The organism is Chloroflexota bacterium (assembly GCA_026713825.1).
Taxonomy (GTDB): Bacteria; Chloroflexota; Dehalococcoidia; order Lucifugimonadales; family UBA1127; genus UBA1127.
Genome location: JAPONS010000026.1, coordinates 43,684 through 61,524, shown reverse-complemented (window position 1 = coordinate 61,524; position 17,841 = coordinate 43,684). Strand labels below are relative to the sequence as shown.

The 17,841-nt window shown below is 64.5% G+C and carries 20 protein-coding genes; 8 read left to right on the top strand and 12 right to left on the bottom strand.

Annotation, left to right across the window (positions count from 1 at the left end; translation table 11 throughout):
* Position 1: 1 nt before the first annotated feature.
* Positions 2-1,216: an aspartate kinase gene (locus OXC99_03345; GenBank protein MCY4624022.1), complete on the top strand. Its 1,215-nt coding sequence runs from the start codon at positions 2-4 to the stop codon at positions 1,214-1,216.
* Here OXC99_03345 and OXC99_03340 read toward each other — a convergent pair.
* The 4 genes from OXC99_03340 to OXC99_03325 all read right to left on the bottom strand — a co-directional run bounded on the left by OXC99_03340 (position 1,213) and on the right by OXC99_03325 (position 4,064).
* On the bottom strand, positions 1,213-1,647 hold the full coding sequence (locus tag OXC99_03340) for a VOC family protein (GenBank protein MCY4624021.1): 435 nt from the start codon (positions 1,645-1,647) through the stop codon (positions 1,213-1,215). The two genes, OXC99_03345 and OXC99_03340, sit on opposite strands and share 4 nt — an antisense overlap.
* 102 nt (positions 1,648-1,749) lie before the next feature.
* A complete protein-coding gene (locus tag OXC99_03335; GenBank protein ID MCY4624020.1) occupies positions 1,750-2,331 on the bottom strand; it encodes a thiamine pyrophosphate-dependent enzyme in 582 nt (193 codons plus the stop codon).
* Positions 2,332-2,348: 17 nt separating this feature from the next.
* The gene (locus OXC99_03330; protein ID MCY4624019.1) at positions 2,349-2,861 is read right to left on the bottom strand and encodes a thiamine pyrophosphate-binding protein; all 513 of its coding nucleotides are present in this window, start codon (positions 2,859-2,861) and stop codon (positions 2,349-2,351) included.
* Between the two features lie 78 nt (positions 2,862-2,939).
* Positions 2,940-4,064: an amidohydrolase family protein gene (locus OXC99_03325; GenBank protein ID MCY4624018.1), complete on the bottom strand. Its 1,125-nt coding sequence runs from the start codon at positions 4,062-4,064 to the stop codon at positions 2,940-2,942.
* A gap of 138 nt (positions 4,065-4,202) precedes the next feature.
* Here OXC99_03325 and OXC99_03320 point away from each other — a divergent pair, with 138 nt between their 5' ends.
* Together OXC99_03320 and OXC99_03315 are read left to right on the top strand one after the other, a co-directional pair.
* Complete coding sequence (locus OXC99_03320; protein ID MCY4624017.1) at positions 4,203-4,562, top strand: hypothetical protein; 360 nt, start codon at positions 4,203-4,205, stop codon at positions 4,560-4,562.
* Between the two features lie 201 nt (positions 4,563-4,763).
* Complete coding sequence (locus OXC99_03315; GenBank protein MCY4624016.1) at positions 4,764-5,687, top strand: LysR family transcriptional regulator; 924 nt, start codon at positions 4,764-4,766, stop codon at positions 5,685-5,687.
* A 24-nt stretch (positions 5,688-5,711) separates the two neighbouring features.
* On the opposite strand, the gene OXC99_03310 is transcribed toward OXC99_03315, so the two are convergent.
* The 8 genes from OXC99_03310 to thrC form a co-directional block, all read right to left on the bottom strand.
* The gene (locus OXC99_03310; GenBank protein MCY4624015.1) at positions 5,712-6,284 is read right to left on the bottom strand and encodes a phosphatase PAP2 family protein; all 573 of its coding nucleotides are present in this window, start codon (positions 6,282-6,284) and stop codon (positions 5,712-5,714) included.
* A complete protein-coding gene (locus OXC99_03305; GenBank protein MCY4624014.1) occupies positions 6,269-6,700 on the bottom strand; it encodes a hypothetical protein in 432 nt (143 codons plus the stop codon). Before OXC99_03305 ends, OXC99_03310 begins: the two co-directional genes overlap by 16 nt.
* Before the next feature lie 40 nt (positions 6,701-6,740).
* Positions 6,741-7,682, bottom strand: coding sequence for a branched-chain amino acid transaminase (locus OXC99_03300; GenBank protein ID MCY4624013.1), 942 nt, complete (start codon positions 7,680-7,682; stop codon positions 6,741-6,743).
* Between the two features lie 198 nt (positions 7,683-7,880).
* Complete coding sequence (locus tag OXC99_03295; protein ID MCY4624012.1) at positions 7,881-9,011, bottom strand: amidohydrolase family protein; 1,131 nt, start codon at positions 9,009-9,011, stop codon at positions 7,881-7,883.
* An 88-nt stretch (positions 9,012-9,099) separates the two neighbouring features.
* The gene (locus tag OXC99_03290; protein MCY4624011.1) at positions 9,100-10,071 is read right to left on the bottom strand and encodes an HNH endonuclease; all 972 of its coding nucleotides are present in this window, start codon (positions 10,069-10,071) and stop codon (positions 9,100-9,102) included.
* A 56-nt stretch (positions 10,072-10,127) separates the two neighbouring features.
* Positions 10,128-10,403 carry a MoaD family protein gene (locus tag OXC99_03285; GenBank protein ID MCY4624010.1) on the bottom strand — a complete coding sequence of 92 codons (276 nt, stop codon included), beginning with the start codon at positions 10,401-10,403 and terminating at the stop codon, positions 10,128-10,130.
* Positions 10,404-10,497: 94 nt separating this feature from the next.
* Positions 10,498-10,737, bottom strand: coding sequence for an NIL domain-containing protein (locus OXC99_03280; GenBank protein MCY4624009.1), 240 nt, complete (start codon positions 10,735-10,737; stop codon positions 10,498-10,500).
* 23 nt (positions 10,738-10,760) lie between these two features.
* Positions 10,761-11,984, bottom strand: a complete 1,224-nt coding sequence (thrC, locus tag OXC99_03275) for a threonine synthase (protein ID MCY4624008.1) — start codon at positions 11,982-11,984, stop codon at positions 10,761-10,763.
* Positions 11,985-12,215: 231 nt separating this feature from the next.
* On the opposite strand from thrC, the gene OXC99_03270 reads away from it, so the two are divergent.
* The 5 genes from OXC99_03270 to OXC99_03250 all read left to right on the top strand — a co-directional run bounded on the left by OXC99_03270 (position 12,216) and on the right by OXC99_03250 (position 17,779).
* The gene (locus OXC99_03270; GenBank protein MCY4624007.1) at positions 12,216-13,661 is read left to right on the top strand and encodes an ATP-dependent Clp protease proteolytic subunit; all 1,446 of its coding nucleotides are present in this window, start codon (positions 12,216-12,218) and stop codon (positions 13,659-13,661) included.
* Between the two features lie 19 nt (positions 13,662-13,680).
* Positions 13,681-14,670: a flotillin-like protein FloA gene (gene floA / locus OXC99_03265; GenBank protein ID MCY4624006.1), complete on the top strand. Its 990-nt coding sequence runs from the start codon at positions 13,681-13,683 to the stop codon at positions 14,668-14,670.
* A gap of 27 nt (positions 14,671-14,697) precedes the next feature.
* Entirely contained in the window at positions 14,698-15,168 is a 471-nt protein-coding gene (locus OXC99_03260; protein MCY4624005.1) for a hypothetical protein, read from the top strand.
* A gap of 251 nt (positions 15,169-15,419) precedes the next feature.
* Positions 15,420-16,496 carry a mandelate racemase/muconate lactonizing enzyme family protein gene (locus OXC99_03255; protein MCY4624004.1) on the top strand — a complete coding sequence of 359 codons (1,077 nt, stop codon included), beginning with the start codon at positions 15,420-15,422 and terminating at the stop codon, positions 16,494-16,496.
* 572 nt (positions 16,497-17,068) lie between these two features.
* On the top strand, positions 17,069-17,779 hold the full coding sequence (locus OXC99_03250; protein MCY4624003.1) for a methyltransferase domain-containing protein: 711 nt from the start codon (positions 17,069-17,071) through the stop codon (positions 17,777-17,779).
* Positions 17,780-17,841 lie beyond the last annotated feature (62 nt).

Here is a 17,841-nt window from a genome sequence, read left to right as displayed (position 1 = left end):
AATGGCAGTCATCGTACAGAAATACGGGGGGAGTTCCCTGGCTGACCCTGAGAAGGTACGGGGTGTTGCGCGGCGGATTGCGGCGTCGCGAAGCGGCGACACCGGCGTCGTGGTGGTGTGCTCGGCCATGGGTGACTCCACGGACGACCTGCTGGCGCTGTCGCGGAGCGTGGCCAAGGCGCCAGTGGAGCGCGAGGTGGACCTGCTGCTGTCCACCGGTGAGATCGTTTCGTGCGCGCTCGTGGCTATGGCGCTCAACGACATGGATTGCCCGGCAGTGAGCCTCACAGGGCTGCAGGCGGGCATTCAGACGGAGGCGCTCCACGGCAAGGCGCGCATCGCCGAAGTGGCGCCCGACCGCATCCGGGCCGAACTGGACGCGGGCCGCGTTGCCGTGGTCTGCGGCTTTCAAGGGGTTACAGAGGAGCAAGAGGTCACGACACTGGGCCGCGGCGGCTCCGACACGACGGCCGTCGCACTGGCGGCGGCGCTGGGCGCGGAGCGATGCGAGATCTACACGGACGTGGAGGGGATCTTCACGGCCGACCCTCGCATCGTCGCGGAGGCGCGCAAGCTGGATGAGATTGACTACGAGGAGATGCTGGAGCTGGCGGCGAGCGGCGCGAAGATGCAGCCGCGTTCCATTGAGCTCGGCGAGCTGTACAACATTCCGATCCTGGTGGCCTCGACGTTCAGCGAGGCCCCGGGAACCCTCATTCACCGGGAGGCAGACATGGAGGTCCGCAGCAAGGTCCGCGGTGTGGCGAGCGATACGAACGTGGCAAAGGTGACGGTGCTCGGGGTGCCAGACCGACCCGGCATCGCGGCGGCATTCTTTGAGCCGCTCGCGCAGGCGGGAGTCAGCGTCGACACCATTGTGCAGAACACCAGCGTGGACAACTTGACGGACCTCTCGTTCACGGTCGCGCGGACGGATGTGGAGAAGACTTTGCCGCTTGTGCGGCCCGTGGCAGAGGAGATCGGCGCAAGGGGTGTGAGCCACGACGATGCGCTGGCGAAGGTGAGCGTGGTGGGCACAGGGATGCAGAACTCGCCGGGCTACGCCTCGACGATGTTCCGCGCGCTGGCGGAGGCGGGCGTGAACATAGAGATGATCACGACGTCGGAGATCCGCATCACCTGCATCGTGTCAGACAGCCAGAGCGCAGATGCCGTGCGGGCGCTGCACCGGGCCTTTGAGCTGGACCTGCCCTAGCTGGCGCCGCTCCACTCGGCCCATGGATCGTAGCTGCCGACGTTCCAGAGCTGGCCTTCGGGGTCGCGGACGGCGAAGAGGCTGCCGCCGTAGTGCTGCTCGTCCAGCTCCATGACGATGTCGGCACCGGCGGCCTTCACACTCTCGTAGAGCGCCTTGATGTCCTGCACCACGATGTAAGCGGCCTGCGTCAGCGTGCCATCCGGGGAGGACGGGCCGACAACACCATCGAACTCGCTCCCCTGGGACGAACCCAGCATGATCATGCCGTTGCCCAGCGTCAGCTGCGCGTGTGCGATCGTGCCGTCTTCGTTGGGCACGACGAGATGGCGCTGGAAGCCGAGGATGTCACAGAGCCAGTCGATGGCTGCGGGCGCGTCGCGGTAACGCATGCCGGGGATGATGTTCCCTTTCAAGTTCGAGTCAGCCATGATGTTCCTCTTTCAACTATACTGCCCCTTCCAGTTCGCCGGCCATCAGAGTGGTCCGGCGCACTTGGAGGGGGCAGCAGAACTCTTCACGAGTCAGTTGGCCTAGACGCCGAGGCTTGCCATCACGTCCTTGATTGCCACGCGCGTTGGCTTCAGCCCCGACGCCGGACGCAGGCCGATGGGCTCATTCTGCACCTCAGGAGTGGTCTTGAAGCAGATGAACACGGGCCCCTCAATCTCAAGCACCTCGTCCGCGCGGGACGCGAAGTCTTCCAGATCGTCGAACTCGAAAGCGGCTGCGTAGCCTGCCTCGCGGGCCATGCCCGCGAAGGAGAGCTTGTTGGCGCCGGGGATGGGCTGGCCTCCGGTCACCGCATACACGCCGTTCTCCAAGACGAAGTGGTAGAGGTTCTTGGGCGACTTCTCCGCAATGGTTACCAGGGTCCCAAGGTTCATTAACAGGCTGCCATCGCCGTCAAAGACGATGACCCTGGTGTCCGGCTGCGCCAATGCCAGTCCCAGTGCGAAGGAGGATGCCTTGCCCATGGCACCGCCAATGGGTATGTCGCGGTCCTTGTCGTTGCTGACCTCGTTCCAGCCACGGCTACCGGTCATGGTGGGCACCACAATTCCGTTGTCCCGGTGCTTCTCCACCACGGCCATAAGGTCTACCTGGTTAATCATGTCAACTCCTCGCTGTGTTACCGATTGAAGCCGTGGTACTCGTCGCCCACAAGAACGGCGATGGGGCCGCTGGTGCGGGCGGCTTGCTCGAAGGCGGCGGAGATGCGGTCAGCATCACCGTCATGCTCTACAAGGTAGTAGGGCACGTTCCAAGCACGCAGCGTCGGCTCGGTGAGACGTGCCGCCGAGTCCGGGGTTGGCCCGTGCCGGGTCCAACCGCGGTAGCCGATGAGCATCACCACGGGGATTTCGCAGTCCTGGGCGAGGCCGCGAATGGAGTCACCAGACTCAAACATGCCGGTGTTCTGGATGAGCACCACGGGCTTCTTTCCCCCAGCGATGATCCCAGCCGCAATCGCGATGCTCTCGCCTTCCCTGGAAACCGGGATCAGGTCCAATGAGGGGTCCGCCTCCATGAGCTGGTACATCCAGTTTGTCTCGCTGTCGGGCAGGTATACGACGTGGGTCACGCCATTCTTGTTGAACTCCTCAATAACCGCTTCCGGGCTGAGGAGCGCCTGTTGGGCCATGTTGCCTCCTTCTCTTGCGGACTCACCGCCTGGCGAGCCTGCCCATGATACCAGACCCTCTGGCGTTGGCGTTTCGCTTTAGCCGATGTTGTACAACCGCGAGCAGTTCTCCCACAGGATGCGCTTCTTGCTCTCGTTGTTCACGTCCGGCATCTTGAGGAACTCATCGGTTGCGTAGGGGAACTCCGAGTCGTGGTGAGGGTAGTCGGTCGAGAATACGATGTTGGCGTCGCCAAAGGCGTCGATGGTGTACTTGAGCTCGGCCTCGTCGGCCTCGGTGCCGACGTAGCAGTTTGAGCGGAAATAGTCGCTGGGCTTGCGAGTGAGGATTCGGGCGTCCCACTCGCCGTAGAGCTCGTAGTCGCGATCCATTCGCGCAAGCCAAAAGGGAACCCAGCCGGCATTAGCCTCGAGGTAGGCAGCCCGCAGGCGCGGGAAAAGTTCGAACACGCCTCCGCAAACCATGCTCATCACGGCCTTCATCATGCCGATGGGGTGCGAGGCGGCATGGCGCATGAGACGGTTGTCGCCGAACTCGGACCCGTCCTGGAAGTAGACGGAGCCGGTGCCCTCGTGGAATCCGACAGGGACGTCGAGCTCCTGCAGCGTGCTCCAGAGCGGGTGCCAGTAGCCGCTGTGCAGCGTCCGGCCGTTGACGAAGTTGGGGCGCATGTAGACGCCCACCGCGCCGAGCTCCTTGACCGCGCGCTCCGCCTCCTTGACTGCCTCGCCGGTGTCGTGCTGGGGGAGCATGGCGCAGACCTTCATGCGGGCCGGGTCGGCCTGGCAGAAGTCGTAGAGCCAGTTGTTGTAGGCGCGGCACACGGCGGCGGAGAGGCCGGGATCCACGTCATCCATGCCGTTGGGGATGTAGAGGGCGACGGTGGGGAACATGATGGCGATGTCGATGCCCTCCATGTCCATAGCTTCAAGCTGGGATTCGCCGGAGTACCCTTTGTCGCGCATGGGCTTGGAGGCGGCGTCGGCGCGGCTGGCCATGCCGACGTTGCGCACAGGGTGCTCCACATCGACCGTCGGGAAGGCATGCCCCTGGAAGAGGAAGATGCCCACCCTCTGGCCGCGCACGCGGGTGATCTTGGGCGCCTGGTGGCTGTAGGGGGCATCAAGGTAGCGCTCAAACAGGTCATTGGGCTCCACGATGTGCATGTCGGAGTCCATGACCGAGAAGCCGTGTTTGGCCATGGGCAGTCGCTTTCTCGCGCGGTTGGGCGCTCGCAGGATGCTGGGATGGTGCCATTGCGAGGCGCCGTGTGTCAATGCGCCGTGTGTCAGCCATGACGTTGTGCTACCGTAGGCGTCAAACTTGCAGGGGAATAGCAGATGTCGGGACACTCAGCCCCCAAGGGACTCCACAGGCGCACCAAGGCGCTGGAACTCCGGCTGGCCGAGATGGAAGCGTCGATGGCCGCGCTACAGTCGGAGTACGCGGCGGCCTCTGCGCCCTCCCACGACACCCTCGACGTCTCCCGACTGGCCGAACGTCTAGCGGCCACACAGAAGGCGTATGACGACGTTTTGCTCGATCTGCGGGAACTACAGTCGATGGCCCCCGACTGCGGGACTGGGGACTGTCGCCTGCGGACACGGCATCATGGACAAGCGTGTGCCGGGCACTCGCCCTACCCATGGCGAGCGGGCCGCATCGCGCAGTTCGCAGCGGTGAGCCGGTGCTGCACGTGATGCTGCACCGGTGCGCCCTTTCGCCACACTGCTCCCTCGATGGCGTCACCTACACGGGATAGCGGTTAGCCTGTGGCGCAAACCTGACACCCTGCATTTCCGTTACAGAGTCTTTCTATAGGAGCTATAGTCAATTATAATTGCAGAAGGAATATTTTCTGTCCATTTCGTAGCGGCTGCCGGATAGTCTGGAGGGTACAGGTGGAAATAGCTCAACTAAAGGCGTTTATCGCGGCTGCGGAGCGTGGGAGCTTTGTCCGCGCGGCGCAATCGCTCATCCTCACTCAACCGTCATTGAGCGCTCGCATTCAGGCGCTGGAAACGGAGTTAAAGGCCACGCTCTTCCACCGCATGGGCCGTGGTGTTCGGCTGACTGAAGCGGGCAAGTCGTTCCTTCCGTACGCGCAGCGGGCGCTCGAAACCCTCGAACAAGGACGCTCAACATTGAACGCCCTGCAGGCGGCCACCAGCGGCACATTGCTGGTCGGCACGGCGCGGGCCATTGGCGCGTACGTGCTGCCCGAGATCCTGGCGCAGTTCCGCACGGAGTACCCGGGCATCGAGGTCCATATCCGCACAGGCAGGTCCTCCGAGGTGCTCAAGATGGTGGCGGACGAGGAGGTCCAAGTGGGCCTCGCCCGGACGCTCCGGCACCCAGACGTGCTTGCCGTCAACCTCTACAACGAGGAGTTGGCGCTTACCATCCACCCGCAGCACCCCTTTGCGGCTCATGGAGAGGTGAGCATCTACGACGTAGCCAAGGAGCCGCTTATCCTCTACGACCGCGAATCGTCCTACTTCCAGCTGATCGACCGTGTATGCCGCGAGGCGGGCATCATTCCGAACGTGGGCATGGTGCTGGACAGCATCGAGGCGACAAAGCGCATGATCGAGCGGGGGCTCGGCGTTTCGTTCCTGCCAGTACACGGCATAACGCGGGAGGTCGAGACCGGCGCGCTGGCCCAAGCGAAGATACAGGAGGGCCACGAGGTGGCGCTACCGACATCTGTCATGATCCGCCGCGGCCGACTTTACAGTCCGGCGATGAGGGCATTTCTGGGAACCCTTGCCCGCCGCTACGCTGCCGCCATTCCCGCCATCGAGTCCGACCGGGCTGTCGCGTAACGTTCTCCCCTAGCTACCAGGCGGCTACGCCAGATGGAAGCGCTGGGCCACGCGCAGCAGCAGCGTCGGCGCGGGCTCAATGCGGCGCACGACCCATACGACAATCGCCGTGATGGCGAGGGCAATGGCAACGCCCGCCAGGACGTCTGTGGGATAGGACACACCGGCGTAGACTCGCGACACAGACCAGGCCGTCGCCACGCCGAAAGCCACGTACCCGAGCCGGCGGTTGGCCGTCCACAGCCCCGCCGCGAACGCCATCCCAACCACCGCAGGGTTGGACGGGAACGATGGGTCGCTTGGGGTGTAGAAGAGGAGTTGCAGGTTCTCCTCCACGAAGGGCCGCGGCCGGGCGACGAGCTCGTCCAAGATTTCCACCGCCCAGTTGCCGAACGCCATGGCGATCAGCGCCGACAGGCAGGCCTTCTGATGCACCATGCGCGACACCGCAGTCCTCGCACCGAACCACGCGCCAAAGAGCAGCAGGGAGAGCACCACCGGGCAGAAGTAGTCGCCCACGATGATGCGGACGATGTCATCGAAGGGCGGCACAGCTCCGACACCGCCGTTGAGCCAGCGGACTATCGCCGCATCCACCGGCGACCCTCGTCCCAGAGCAGCTTCATGCTGTCCGCCACCGCCTGCGCGTACGTCCGATGGCGGAGGGCCTCAAACCCCTCGGCGTTTGGCGGCGTCGCCTCCTCCCCGCCCCGGCAGTTCAAGAGCGAGGAGAGGGTGAAGGTGAAGGCCCCGACAGCGAGACATGTGAGAGTGAATCGGGCGGCCTGCTCGTTGCCGTTGATGCCGTTGCCTGTATCGGGGATGTGGCGGGCGCCGTCGCGGAAGAACCATACAAAGCCTGCGGCGACAAGAAGAAGGCCAAGGGCACATGCCCAAGGTTTGGCGCGAATGAAGAGCAGTTTGGTCAGGCCGGCGTGCGCAGCGGCTATCTGGATAACGCCGGTGGCCGCGAGAAAGACCCAGATGACGTAGTCTCGGGAGAGGTCATCCACAGTCGGCGCTCCGGTCTGACGCGGCAGCTGCTCGGCGGCCTTAGACCTTCGCCAGGGGCGCCGGGACCGCCTCAACACACCAGTGGCGGTATTTCGGCATCTGCCCCCGGATGGCCTTGAAGTAGACCTCCTGCAGCGCTTGGGTGATGGGGCCAATGTGACCGTCGGCGATGGGCCGGTGATCGAGCTCCCCCATGGGCGTGACGTGGGCGGCCGTGCCGGTGAGGAACACCTCATCCGCAAGGTAGAGCTCGGCGCGACCGATGGGCCGTTCGACGGTGTCGATCTCAAGCTCCTCGCGGGCGATCTGCATGATGCATGAACGCGTTATGCCGGGGAGGATGTTGGCCGTCAATGGGGGGGTGACCAACTCGCCGTCCTTCACAACGAAAAGATTCTCGCCGCTGCCCTCGGCCACCTTGCCGTCGTAGTTGAGGAGGATGGCCTCGTCGAAGCCGGACAAGACGGCGTCGGTCTTGGCGAGGATGCTGTTGACGTAGGTGGCGCTCAACTTCACGCGCGGGGGCATCATCGTTTCGTCGATACGGCGCCAGCTGGCCGTCACGCAGCGCGCGACCTGCACATCGATGTACTGGCCGAAGGGCACGGCTATTATCGTCAACCCATCGTCGAGCTCATGAAGCTTCAAGTTCGCGACGCGCTCCGCGCTCTTGAAGGCGAGGGGGCGGATGTACATGTCTTCACGGTAGCCCGTTCGTTCCACCAGGTCGACGGTGAGCTTCACCAGATCCTCCGCCGACATGGGCAGCTCCATACGCAACACCTTGGCGCCATTGACCAGTCGCTGGTAGTGCTCGAGCGGGCGGAAGATGAGGAGCTTCTCTTCTTCCTCGTTCCAGTTGCAACGGATACCCTCGAAGCATGCGGTGCCGTAGTGGAGGGCGTGGGTCATGACGCCGACCTTGGCCTCTGACGCGGGAACAAACTCTCCGCGGAACCAGGCTAAAGGTGTAGGCGCCATAACAATCTCCTTCCAATCCGGGAATTGGCCTATCCGCCATTATAGGGGCAGCTACAATCCGCAATCAAGTTGGCCTGTCACTCCACCGGCGCAGGCCACAACAAACGTCTCGTCATCCCCTCATTGCGAGGTACGCCCAAAATATCGCCAAGCCCGGCACCACAATGAATATGAGCCCGAGCATGACGATGCGGTAGATCATTCGGGAACCGACAGGCCGTAGAGCTTGGCGACGTTGTCGACGGTAGTGGTGCGACGGACGTCGTCCGGCATGCCCTCGAAGACCATGTCCAGGGCTTCCTGCGAGTGCGGCCAGACGGAGTCGTGGTGCGGGAAGTCTGAGCCCCACATGAGGGTCTCGACGCCGATGGCCTCTCGGGTGAGCATGCCCGGCCGGTCGTCTTCAAAGGTGGCGAAGAACTGCCGCCGCCAATACTCGCTGGGCTTCAGGTCGAGGTAGTCGGGCACGGAGCGGCGGCTGCGGTAGACTGAGTGGTCCATGCGTTCGAGCCAGTTGGCTATCCAGCCGGTGTTGAACTCGGCGGCCACGAACCTGAGGTCGGGGAACCGATGGGCCACCCCGCCCGCGATGAGGTCCGACAGGGTGAACTGGATAACGTTGGGGGCGCTGGCGTAGGCCTGGATGAGGTCCGCCCCGGTCAGGCCGGTGTTCGCGGCGTGGCCGTCCGTGAAGATGTGCATGTTGACGGTGACCCCGGCCTCCTGCGCGGTTGCCCAGATGGGGTCGTAGACGGGGTCCGAGTAGCGCGTGCCGTGTGGGGCGGCGCAGGGAATGCAGACGCCGACGTAGCCCTTGGCGATGACGCGCTGGATCTCGAGGTGCGCGGCCGCGGGGTCGTGCATGACCAGCAGGGCGAGGCCACGCAGCCGGTTGGGGACGGTGTTGCAGAAGTCCCAGAGGAAGTCGTTGTAGTTCTGGAACGCGGCGGCAAGGACCTCGGCGTCCCGGGTGCCGAAGAGGCGCATGAAGAGGCTGGGGAAAATGACCTCGCCCCAGACGCCGTCGCCGTCCATCTCTTTCATGCGCTCGACGGGGTCCTTAAGGGCGGGGCGGAGGCCGTCGTAGCCGAGGGCGATGATGCGGTGGGTCTCGGGGTCGTCGAGGCTCATGCCGGCGATGCCGAGGCGCCCGACGCCGCCGATGGCAGCGTTGAGGCGGGTGCCGGTGGCCGGGATCTCGATGAAGTCGCCCACGCCCTCGTCACGAACGACGCGGGGGGCACGGTCACCGAAGCGCTCGGCGAGGCCCGCGAACACGTCACGGGGCTCGAGGATGTGGGAGTCGGCGGAAATCGCCAGACGGGCCATGGCTGCCTCCAACGTCGCGGGGTCGATTGCGGGTCAGGATAGCGCGGGGAGGGGCCGGTGGGTAGGGGTGGGGGGGGTCACATTATAGCTAGCTGTAGAGCCTTCCCGTCAACCACGCCCTCAGATACAACCCACCCCCAACGAAGAGACCAACCACAGCAGTCGGTATCCCCATTCCGTCCCAAGTGACCCCCAACTCCTGCAGGACCACAAGGGACAAGCCGAAAGAAAAAATGCCAAGGAAGAAACTGACACCCAAGATTTTCTGTTGTCGCGTTACGACGGGCATCCCACTCCCTGCGTGCGCGCGCCGCGTTCTGTTGGTTGCCCTTGTAACTGCGTCAAACTTACGTTGCGGGATCGGCGGATTTGGAGGAGTCTTGCGGCGGGACGGAAAGACACTGGCATAGCGCTTTCTAAAGTCGTCATCGTATTGGTCACCCTTGCGGCGATTGCAGGGAGTACAAAGAACCTGTAGGTTGCTTCGCCTGTTGTCCCTTGAGCGAGCCCATGGAATCTTATGGTCAACATCGTAGTAATGCGAGGAAAACCTGCCCCCGCAGTACATGCATCGCTTTCCTTGGCTGTGCAGGTAGTTCTCCCTCTCCTTCTTGGAAAAACGAGGCCTGTTTTTGTCTTGCCTCTCTCGCGTGGGAGTTCCCTTGATCCGCTGCCACACATCAAACGCCATCGGCATCAGGTCAATGATGTGGTCTGCAAGCCAAAGGGCAACAGCGCCGATGAAGGTACATGTATTCCAGGCGAATCGAAGAGCCAGCCTGGCAAACGACCTCTTCTCCTCGTCCGCAGGATCTTCGGTGTCCAGAGCCGCTTCCGGTTCCTCAGCAATTTGCGTGACAAAGTGCGGTCCCGGGCCAAATCGTCGCTCTGCGCTTTCTATGGCAAATTGCTGGGTATCGTACGTGTTGACAAGCCGCCCATTATGAAAGAGGGCCCACAAGCCAGGGGATTCCAGCTCCAAGTCAGCGCGCTGTTCCTCAAATGCAGCAGCGTTCTGGTCTTGCGCCGCCCTTATGGCTGTATCTTCATTGCTCTGCATAATCAGCAGACCTCTGTGGCGTCTCCTACAAGGACGGGGGTGGGGAAGGGGCCGGCCTACCCGCCGGCTACCGCTGGCACGATGCTGACCTCGTCCGAGGCCTTGATGGCGGTTTCGAGGCCCTGGAGGAACTGGACGTCCTCGCCGTTCACGTAGATGTTCACAAAGTGCCGGAGGCCGCCGGTCTCGTCGATCAGGCGCTCCTTGATGCCGGGGAACTGTTCCTCCATGGCGTCGACCATGTCCGCCAGATTCTCCGCGTCGACTTCGACGCGGTCCTGGTCGTTGGTGACCCGCCGAAGCGGGGCCGGAATCCGCACTGTGACGCCCATTGGCCTTCCTCCTCTTGCAGTACCCTGATTCCCAGCAGCCCCCATCCTAACCTTCCCCTTCAGGGGGAAAGGACTGGTTGTGTTGGAGCTGCGGTCACTCGATTACGTCTCCGGTGACGAGCTCCACCTCGATGCCGGTGGAACGCACCCACTCGATGCCCTGGTTGATCTGGTCTTCCTCGCCTTCCAACTCCAGGAGAGCCCAGCCGAAGGCCTGGCGCACGTCGGCACCCCGGATGTTGGTCACAATCGGGAATTTCTGACCAAGCTGCCAGATGACCGGTTCCTGGATCAGCTCCGGGGTGAAGGTGAACCGTACTCTGAGTTTCGCCATTGCGGCCTTGCCACTCCTGCCCTTTAGGCGTTCAGCACTTGCTCTTCGAAGGACGACGTGGTCGGGTCGATGGTGACTGATCGGACGGTGTCCTCCACCGCCTCCAGCGTCTTGAGGCCGTTGCCGGTGATGTAGGCCACCGTCACCTCGTCGCGCTTGATGGCGCCGCGCTCGACCAGGCGCTTGAGGCCGGAGATGACGACACCGCCGGCGGTCTCCGTGAAGATGCCCTCGTTCTCCGCGAGCATCTGGATGCCGGCGACCACCTCTTCTTCAGGGACGATTGTGGCGTCGCCGTCCGATTCCTGAATGGTCTTGAGCGAGTAGTAGCCGTCGGCCGGGTTGCCGATGGCCAGCGACTTGGCGATGGAATTGGGTTTGACGGGGCGGACGCGGGTCACGCCAGCCTCGTAGGCCTCGGCGATGGGGGCGCAGCCAGCCGCCTGGGTCATGTGCATGTGCGTGTGGACCTTTGGGATGAGCTCCAAGTCCTCAAACTCCTTCAGACCCTTCCATATCTTGGTGAACATGGAGCCGGAGGCCGAGGGCACGATGCAATGCGCAGGGGCTTGCCAGCCGAGTTGCTCCGCGACCTCGTATCCAAGGGTCTTGCTGCCCTCGGCGTAGTAGGGACGCATGTTGATGTTCACGAAGGCCCACGGGTAGGTGTCGGCCAACTCGCTGCAGAGGCGGTTGACGTCGTCGTAGCTGCCGTTGATGGCCACGAGGGTCGGGCCGTAGATGGCGGCGCCGACAACCTTGCCCCTCTCGAGGTCCGCGGGGATGAAGATGTAGGCGTTCATGCCGGCCCTCGCGGCGTGGGCGGCGACGCTGCCGGCGAGGTTGCCCGTCGAGGCGCAGGCTAGCGTCTTGAACTCGTACTCCAGCGCCTTGGTGGAGGCGACGGAGACCACGCGGTCCTTGAAGGAGTTGGTGGGGTTGACCGCGTCGTTTTTGATGTACAGGTGGTCGAGACCGAGCAGGCGGCCGAGGTTGGGCGCCTTCATCAGCGGAGTGAACCCCGTCTGCAGGTCGACCGCGTTGTCGCCGTCCACGGGGAGCAGGTCCTGGTAGCGCCACATGGTCAGCGGGCCGTTCTGGATGCGCTCCCTGCTGATCACGCGGGCGATGGCCTCATAGTCGTAGGACACTTCCAGCGGACCGAAGCAGAACTCGCAGACGTTGAGCGGGTCCGTGGGGTACTCACGGCCGCATTCCCTGCACTTCAAGGCGCTTGCGAATGCCAAGGCTGCTCTCCCTCACCTCCGGCGTACCGGCCAAACTGAACACACAACGCGACAAAGTAGCTGTCAATAGCAGGATCATGGTAGCAGTGGGCCGTAGCTGCGTCAATCTGAAGTCCCGTGCGCGGCGCTACGCGCGAGGCTTTGTCCGACTCCGTAGGGTATACTTGAACTATAGCAGGGAGAGGTGTGAGGAGAGCGCGGGGGCTCAACCGAGCGAAAGGGGCGCATCGAATGCCAGCACTACGCACGGCAATGCGCGCGTTCAGCGCCACGCTCATCGTCCTCGGCTTGCTGGGGTTGCTCGTGCCGACCGTGCTGGGGCAGTCCGGCGCCGGCGGGCGCGTGTACGTCGCCACCATCAACGGCACCATCGACCTCGGCATGACGCCCTACGTGAAGCGGGTGCTCAGTACCGCGGCGGAGGAGGGCGCCGACGCCGTCCTCCTCGACATCAACACCCCGGGCGGCCGGTTGGACGCCGCACTCTCCATCAAGGACGCACTCCTCGACGCCGAGGTGCCAGTCATCGCGTACGTCAACCGCGAGGCGTTCTCCGCCGGGGCGCTCATCGCCATCTCCGCCGACAAGATATACATGGACGAGGGCGGCGTCATTGGGGCCGCGACGCCCGTCGACCAAGAGGGCGAGACCGCCTCAGAGAAGGTGGTGTCCGCTGTCCGCAGTGATTTCCGCGCCGTCGCTGAGGTGAGGGGGCGCGACCCTCGCATCGCGGAGGCGATGGTGGACGACAGCGTGGCCATCGACGGGCTGGTGGAGGAGGGCAAGCTCCTCACGATGACCACCAGCGAGGCGCTCCAGTGGGGGTACGCCGACGGCGAGGCTTCCAGCATCACGGAGGTCCTCGAGTTGGAGGGCATCTCTGGGGCGGAGCTGGTGCAGGTCGAGTACAGCCTTGCGGAGCGTTTTGTGCGCTTTCTGACCAACCCGGTTGTGGCGTCGCTGCTCATCTCGCTCGGGTTCCTGGGATTGCTGGCGGAACTGACCTCGCCCGGCTTTGGCGTGCCGGGCATCGCTGGCGTCCTGCTGCTGGCGCTGTTCTTCTGGGGCGGTTTCCTGGCGGAGCTCTCCGGCTGGGAGGGCGTCGTGCTAGTGGCGATAGGGATAGCGCTCATCGCGGTGGAACTTGTGCTCACCCCCGGGTTCGGCGTGGCGGGACTGATTGGCGGCATCGCGTTCTTTGCCGGACTATACATATCACTGATCGGGCAGGGCGCCACGACGGGAGACTTCGTGCGGGCGGGACTGGTGCTGCTCGGCTCACTGGTCACCATCGTGGTGGGAGCCGCCGCAATCCTGACGTTGCTGCCCAACAGGCGCGGCCTGGGCGGGCTTGCGCTGCAGACTTCGTTGCCGCGGGGCAGTGGGCTGCTGAACAGGTTTGGCGTTGCCGGTGCACCGGTCGCCGAGGCAGCGCCGCACGGGTACGTCTCGATGCTCGGCAAGCGGGGTGTGACGCTTACAGTGCTGCACCCGGCGGGCGTCGCGCAAATTGACACCCAACGAGTGGACGTGGTATCAGAAGGGGGCTTCATCGACGCCGGGACCTCAGTCGTCGTTATAGCCGATGAGGAGTACCGGCGTGTGGTACGGGCGGTGGCGCCCGGCGAAGGCCAAGAGACTCCCCCCAGCGAGGACAGCGCACCACCACAAAAATAGGCACATAGGAGATGCAACCATGGCATGGATCGGACGAATCGTAGTCCTTCTCCTTCTCATACTTCCCATTATCTTCACGCTGGGACTCATCCTCTTCTTCATCCCGGTCGGGTTGTGGTTGAGCGCCATCTTCGCGGGCGTGCCGGTCAGCCTGCTGAGCCTCATCGGCATGCGGCTGCGGAAGGTGAACCCGAACGCCATCGTCGAGCCACTCATCTCCGCGACCAAGGCGGGGCAGGACCTCGACATCAACGACATGGAAGCGCACTACCTGGCCGGCGGCAACGTGGGCCGCGTGGTGTCCGCCATGATCTCCGCCGACAAGGCGAACATCGACCTGACGTGGCAGCGGGCAACGGCCATCGACCTTGCGGGCCGCGACGTGCTGCAGGCTGTGCAGACCAGCGTCAACCCGCGGGTCATCAACACGCCACGGGTGTCGGCAGTGGCCAAGGACGGTATCCAGCTCATCGCCGTCGCGAGGGTGACGGTGCGGGCGAACCTTGACCGCCTCGTGGGAGGCGCCGGCGAGGAGACCATCCTTGCCCGCGTGGGCGAGGGCACGGTCTCGGCTATCGGCTCGGCCGACGCGCACAAGGCCGTGCTGGAGAACCCCGACCAGATATCGCGCAAGGTGCTGTCGGGCGGGCTGGACGCGGGCACCGCCTTCGAGATCCTGTCCATCGACATTGCGGACGTGGACGTGGGGCGCAACATCGGGGCGCAGCTGCAGATCGACCAGGCAGAGGCGGACAAGCAGATTGCGCAGGCACGGGCGGAGCAGCGGCGCGCCATGGCAGTCGCGCAGGAGCAGGAGATGGTGGCGCGAACGCAGGAGATGCGGGCCCGCGTCGTGGAGGCCGAGGCGGAGGTACCCCGCGCGATGGCGGAGGCCTTCCGGGCAGGCAACCTCGGCATCATGGACTACTACCGCATGCGCAACGTCCAGGCGGACACCTCCATGCGGGAGAGTCTGGGCGACCAGCCGGAAGAGGGCACCCAGCCGTAGAGTATCGGCGGCAGGAGCGGACCGGATATGGCCAACAGCAGGCTTGAAGAGCTTCGGCGGCGGGCGCAGGAGCGCATCCAAGAGGTGCGCGAGGCGATGGAGCGCGGCGAGAACGTGTCTCCGGCCGAGCCACCGCCCCCGCCGGAGCCGCCACGCGCCCCGCAGCGTCCTACGTCCACGACGGCCGAGGCTTACCGTGTGGGGCCTGACCAGCGGTCCCTGGAAGGGGAATCGCTGGAGGGGCCCGGCTATGAAGTGCCCCGGGCACAGCCGGAGGCCCCGCGTCGGCAGCCGCAACGGGCAACCACCTCCACGCAGGCAGCGCCTCCGCAGGCGGCGCAGCGGGGACCGGCCGCGGCCGTCGCGGGCCAGCGAGCGCGCCGCTCGGGTGCGGCCAAGGTGCTGAACAAGAACACGCTCCGGCAGGCCATGCTCGCGCAGGAAATCCTCGACAAGCCGGTGGCGGAGCGGCCGCCGCAGGGGCTTGGGGACCTGTAGCGCCCCAAGCGCCGCGGTCACGTTCGCTTCACCTCCACGACGGGACTTCTTCGTAACCCCTTCTGAAAGTTTCTCTTCCAAATTGTCTTGATGTCTCCTTGCGGGGCGCTGCTACCGTCGCCAGGGGGTGAGGGTAGCGAGGGATGGCGCTTTGGGGCAACGGCGCTGTGTCAGGGTTTGGGGTTTCGCGGGGGGCTGCGTCTCGCGTACCCTGTTCGCGTCAAGGTTCATGCTGCACTTCTGGAGGGGCTATGAAGATTGCCAGCTTTGAGACTCGGGCCGTATGCGTGCCCCGGGAGCCGGGGCCGCCGGTGGGCGGGGCGAACGTGGCGCCCTTCGTGACGCTGACGCTGCGGACGGACGAGGGCATCGAGGGGATGGGGTATGCGGGGTTCGTCAGCGACGTGATCCTGAAGCCGCTGCACGAGCTGGTGAACGCACTGACGGAGCTCGTCATCGGCAGCGACCCGATGGACATCGAGGCCATCGGGAAGCGGCTGCGGGCCGTGGGCGGCGGGTCGCCGGAGGGGATGCTGACGCGGGCGTCGGCGGCCATCGACGTGGCGCTGTGGGACATCAAGGGGAAGGCGCTGGGGCAGCCGGTGCACAAGCTGCTGGGCGGCTACCGGGACCGGATGCCCGCCTATGCGAGCGGCTTCCTGTGGCGCACCTACGACCTGGAGGCGCTGGCCACGACGGGCGCGCGACTGGTGGAGGAGGGGTACACCTCCATGAAGTTCCGGCTGGGCGGGGAGAAGACGCCGGCCGCGGAGCTGGAGCGGGCCCGGGTGATGCGGGAGGCCGTCGGGGACGGCGTGGACATCATGGTGGACATCAACCAGGGGTGGGACGTGAACCAGTCGATCAGCATCGGGCGGCGCCTGGAGGAGTACGGGCTCTACTGGTTCGAGGACCCGACCGACCACCTCGACTACCCGGGGCTGGCGCGGATCGCGGACGCGCTGACGATGCCGGTGGCGGCGGGAGAGTACCACTACGGCATCGCGCCGTTCCGGCACATGCTGGAACACCGGAGCATCGACATCGTGATGATCGACCTGCTGCGGGCCGGGGGCATCACGCAGTGGATGAAGGCGGCGCACATGGCGGAGGCGTTCAACCTGCCGGTGGTGAGCCACCTGGCGCCGGAGATCCTGGCCCACACGATGGTGGCGATCCCGAACGGGCTGACCGTCGAGAACATGCCGTGGAGCGCGCCGCTGTTCCAGGAGGTCCCGGCCATCGAGAACGGGGAGATCATCCTGTCGGACGCGCCGGGGCTGGGGCTGGCGTGGGACCTGGAGGCGCTGGACGCGTTCGCGGCGTAGGGCGTGGTCGCAACCCAACTTCCCAGGAAGCCTCAGGCGTCAAGGCGCCCCAACGCCTTTGCCACTCTCGATCCTTCCGCCTTCGCGGGGGGCAGGGGTGACGCACCGTGCATCGGCAACAAGATAGTTGGTGACGGTTCTTGAGGTTGAATCGCAAAACAACCTGCCTTGTTTTGTAGCGAGTGTGGCACATTTTAGCTACAACACGAAAATTTTTTGCAGGAGCATCCTCCCCCCCTTCCCTGCTTGCGGACCGGCTTACGTGATTGGCATGGGATGTGTTTGCAACGAATTCGTTGGTGTTGCCCGCGGCGTGAAGGCGCCCTGTGATGTGGTTACGGTGGTGGATTGCCATTACCATGGGAGGACGGTAGCGGGGAGCGTGGGTTGAGGGCAATGAGGTGGTGTCAGGGTTGCCCCTCCTCGCCCTGGATACCGGCCCCGTATCGAGGCACGGGGCAAGCTCTACGCGGGTATGGAGGCGAAGTTTGCAGGGCAGCGATGCAGGACGGGAGCACCTTTTCAATCCGACCGCATTTCCCCGCTCGGCCAAGTATGATGCCGAATGGGTGATGGAAAACATGATGGGCCCGAATGCCCTTTTGCTGACGGAGTTCCTGGCGGAGTGCATGGACCTCAAGCCCGGGATACGAGTCCTGGACATGGGTTGCGGCAAGGCATTGAGCTCCATATTCCTTGCGAAGGAGTACGGGGTGCAGGTATGGGCGACGGACCTGTGGATTGACGCCAGCGCCAACTTCGACCGCATTCGCGACGCCGGTGTTGAGGACAGCGTGTACCCCATTCATGCCGATGCGCATGCCCTGCCATTCGCCGACGAGTTTTTCGACGCGATGGTGTGCGTCGACGCGTACCAATACTTCGGGACGGACGACCTCTACCTGGAGGCGTACATGGCCCGGCTGGTCAAGCCGGGTGGGCAGATGGGAATCGTCGTGGCCGGGCTGGTCGAGGAAATGACCTCGGACGAGCCGCCGGAACACCTCCGGCCATACTGGGAGCCGGCGTTCTTCTGCCTCCACAGCCCGGCATGGTGGAGGCGCCACTGGGAACGTAGCGGGTTGGTGACAATAGAGGACAGCAGCCTGCTCCCCGACGGCTGGAAGTACTGGATGGCGTCGGCGCTGGTGACCTCGGAACGGCGCGGCACGCCCATGGACGAGGCCGACATGCTTAGGCTGGACGCGGGGCGAACCCTGGGACTGGCTCGCATGGTGGCCCGCAGGAATGAACGGGCAGTGAAGCGGCTGGACGAGCCGTAGCGAACCGGGCGTCGCGGTTGTGCGAATGTTGATGAGGTAGATGCGCCCCACACACGGCCCCC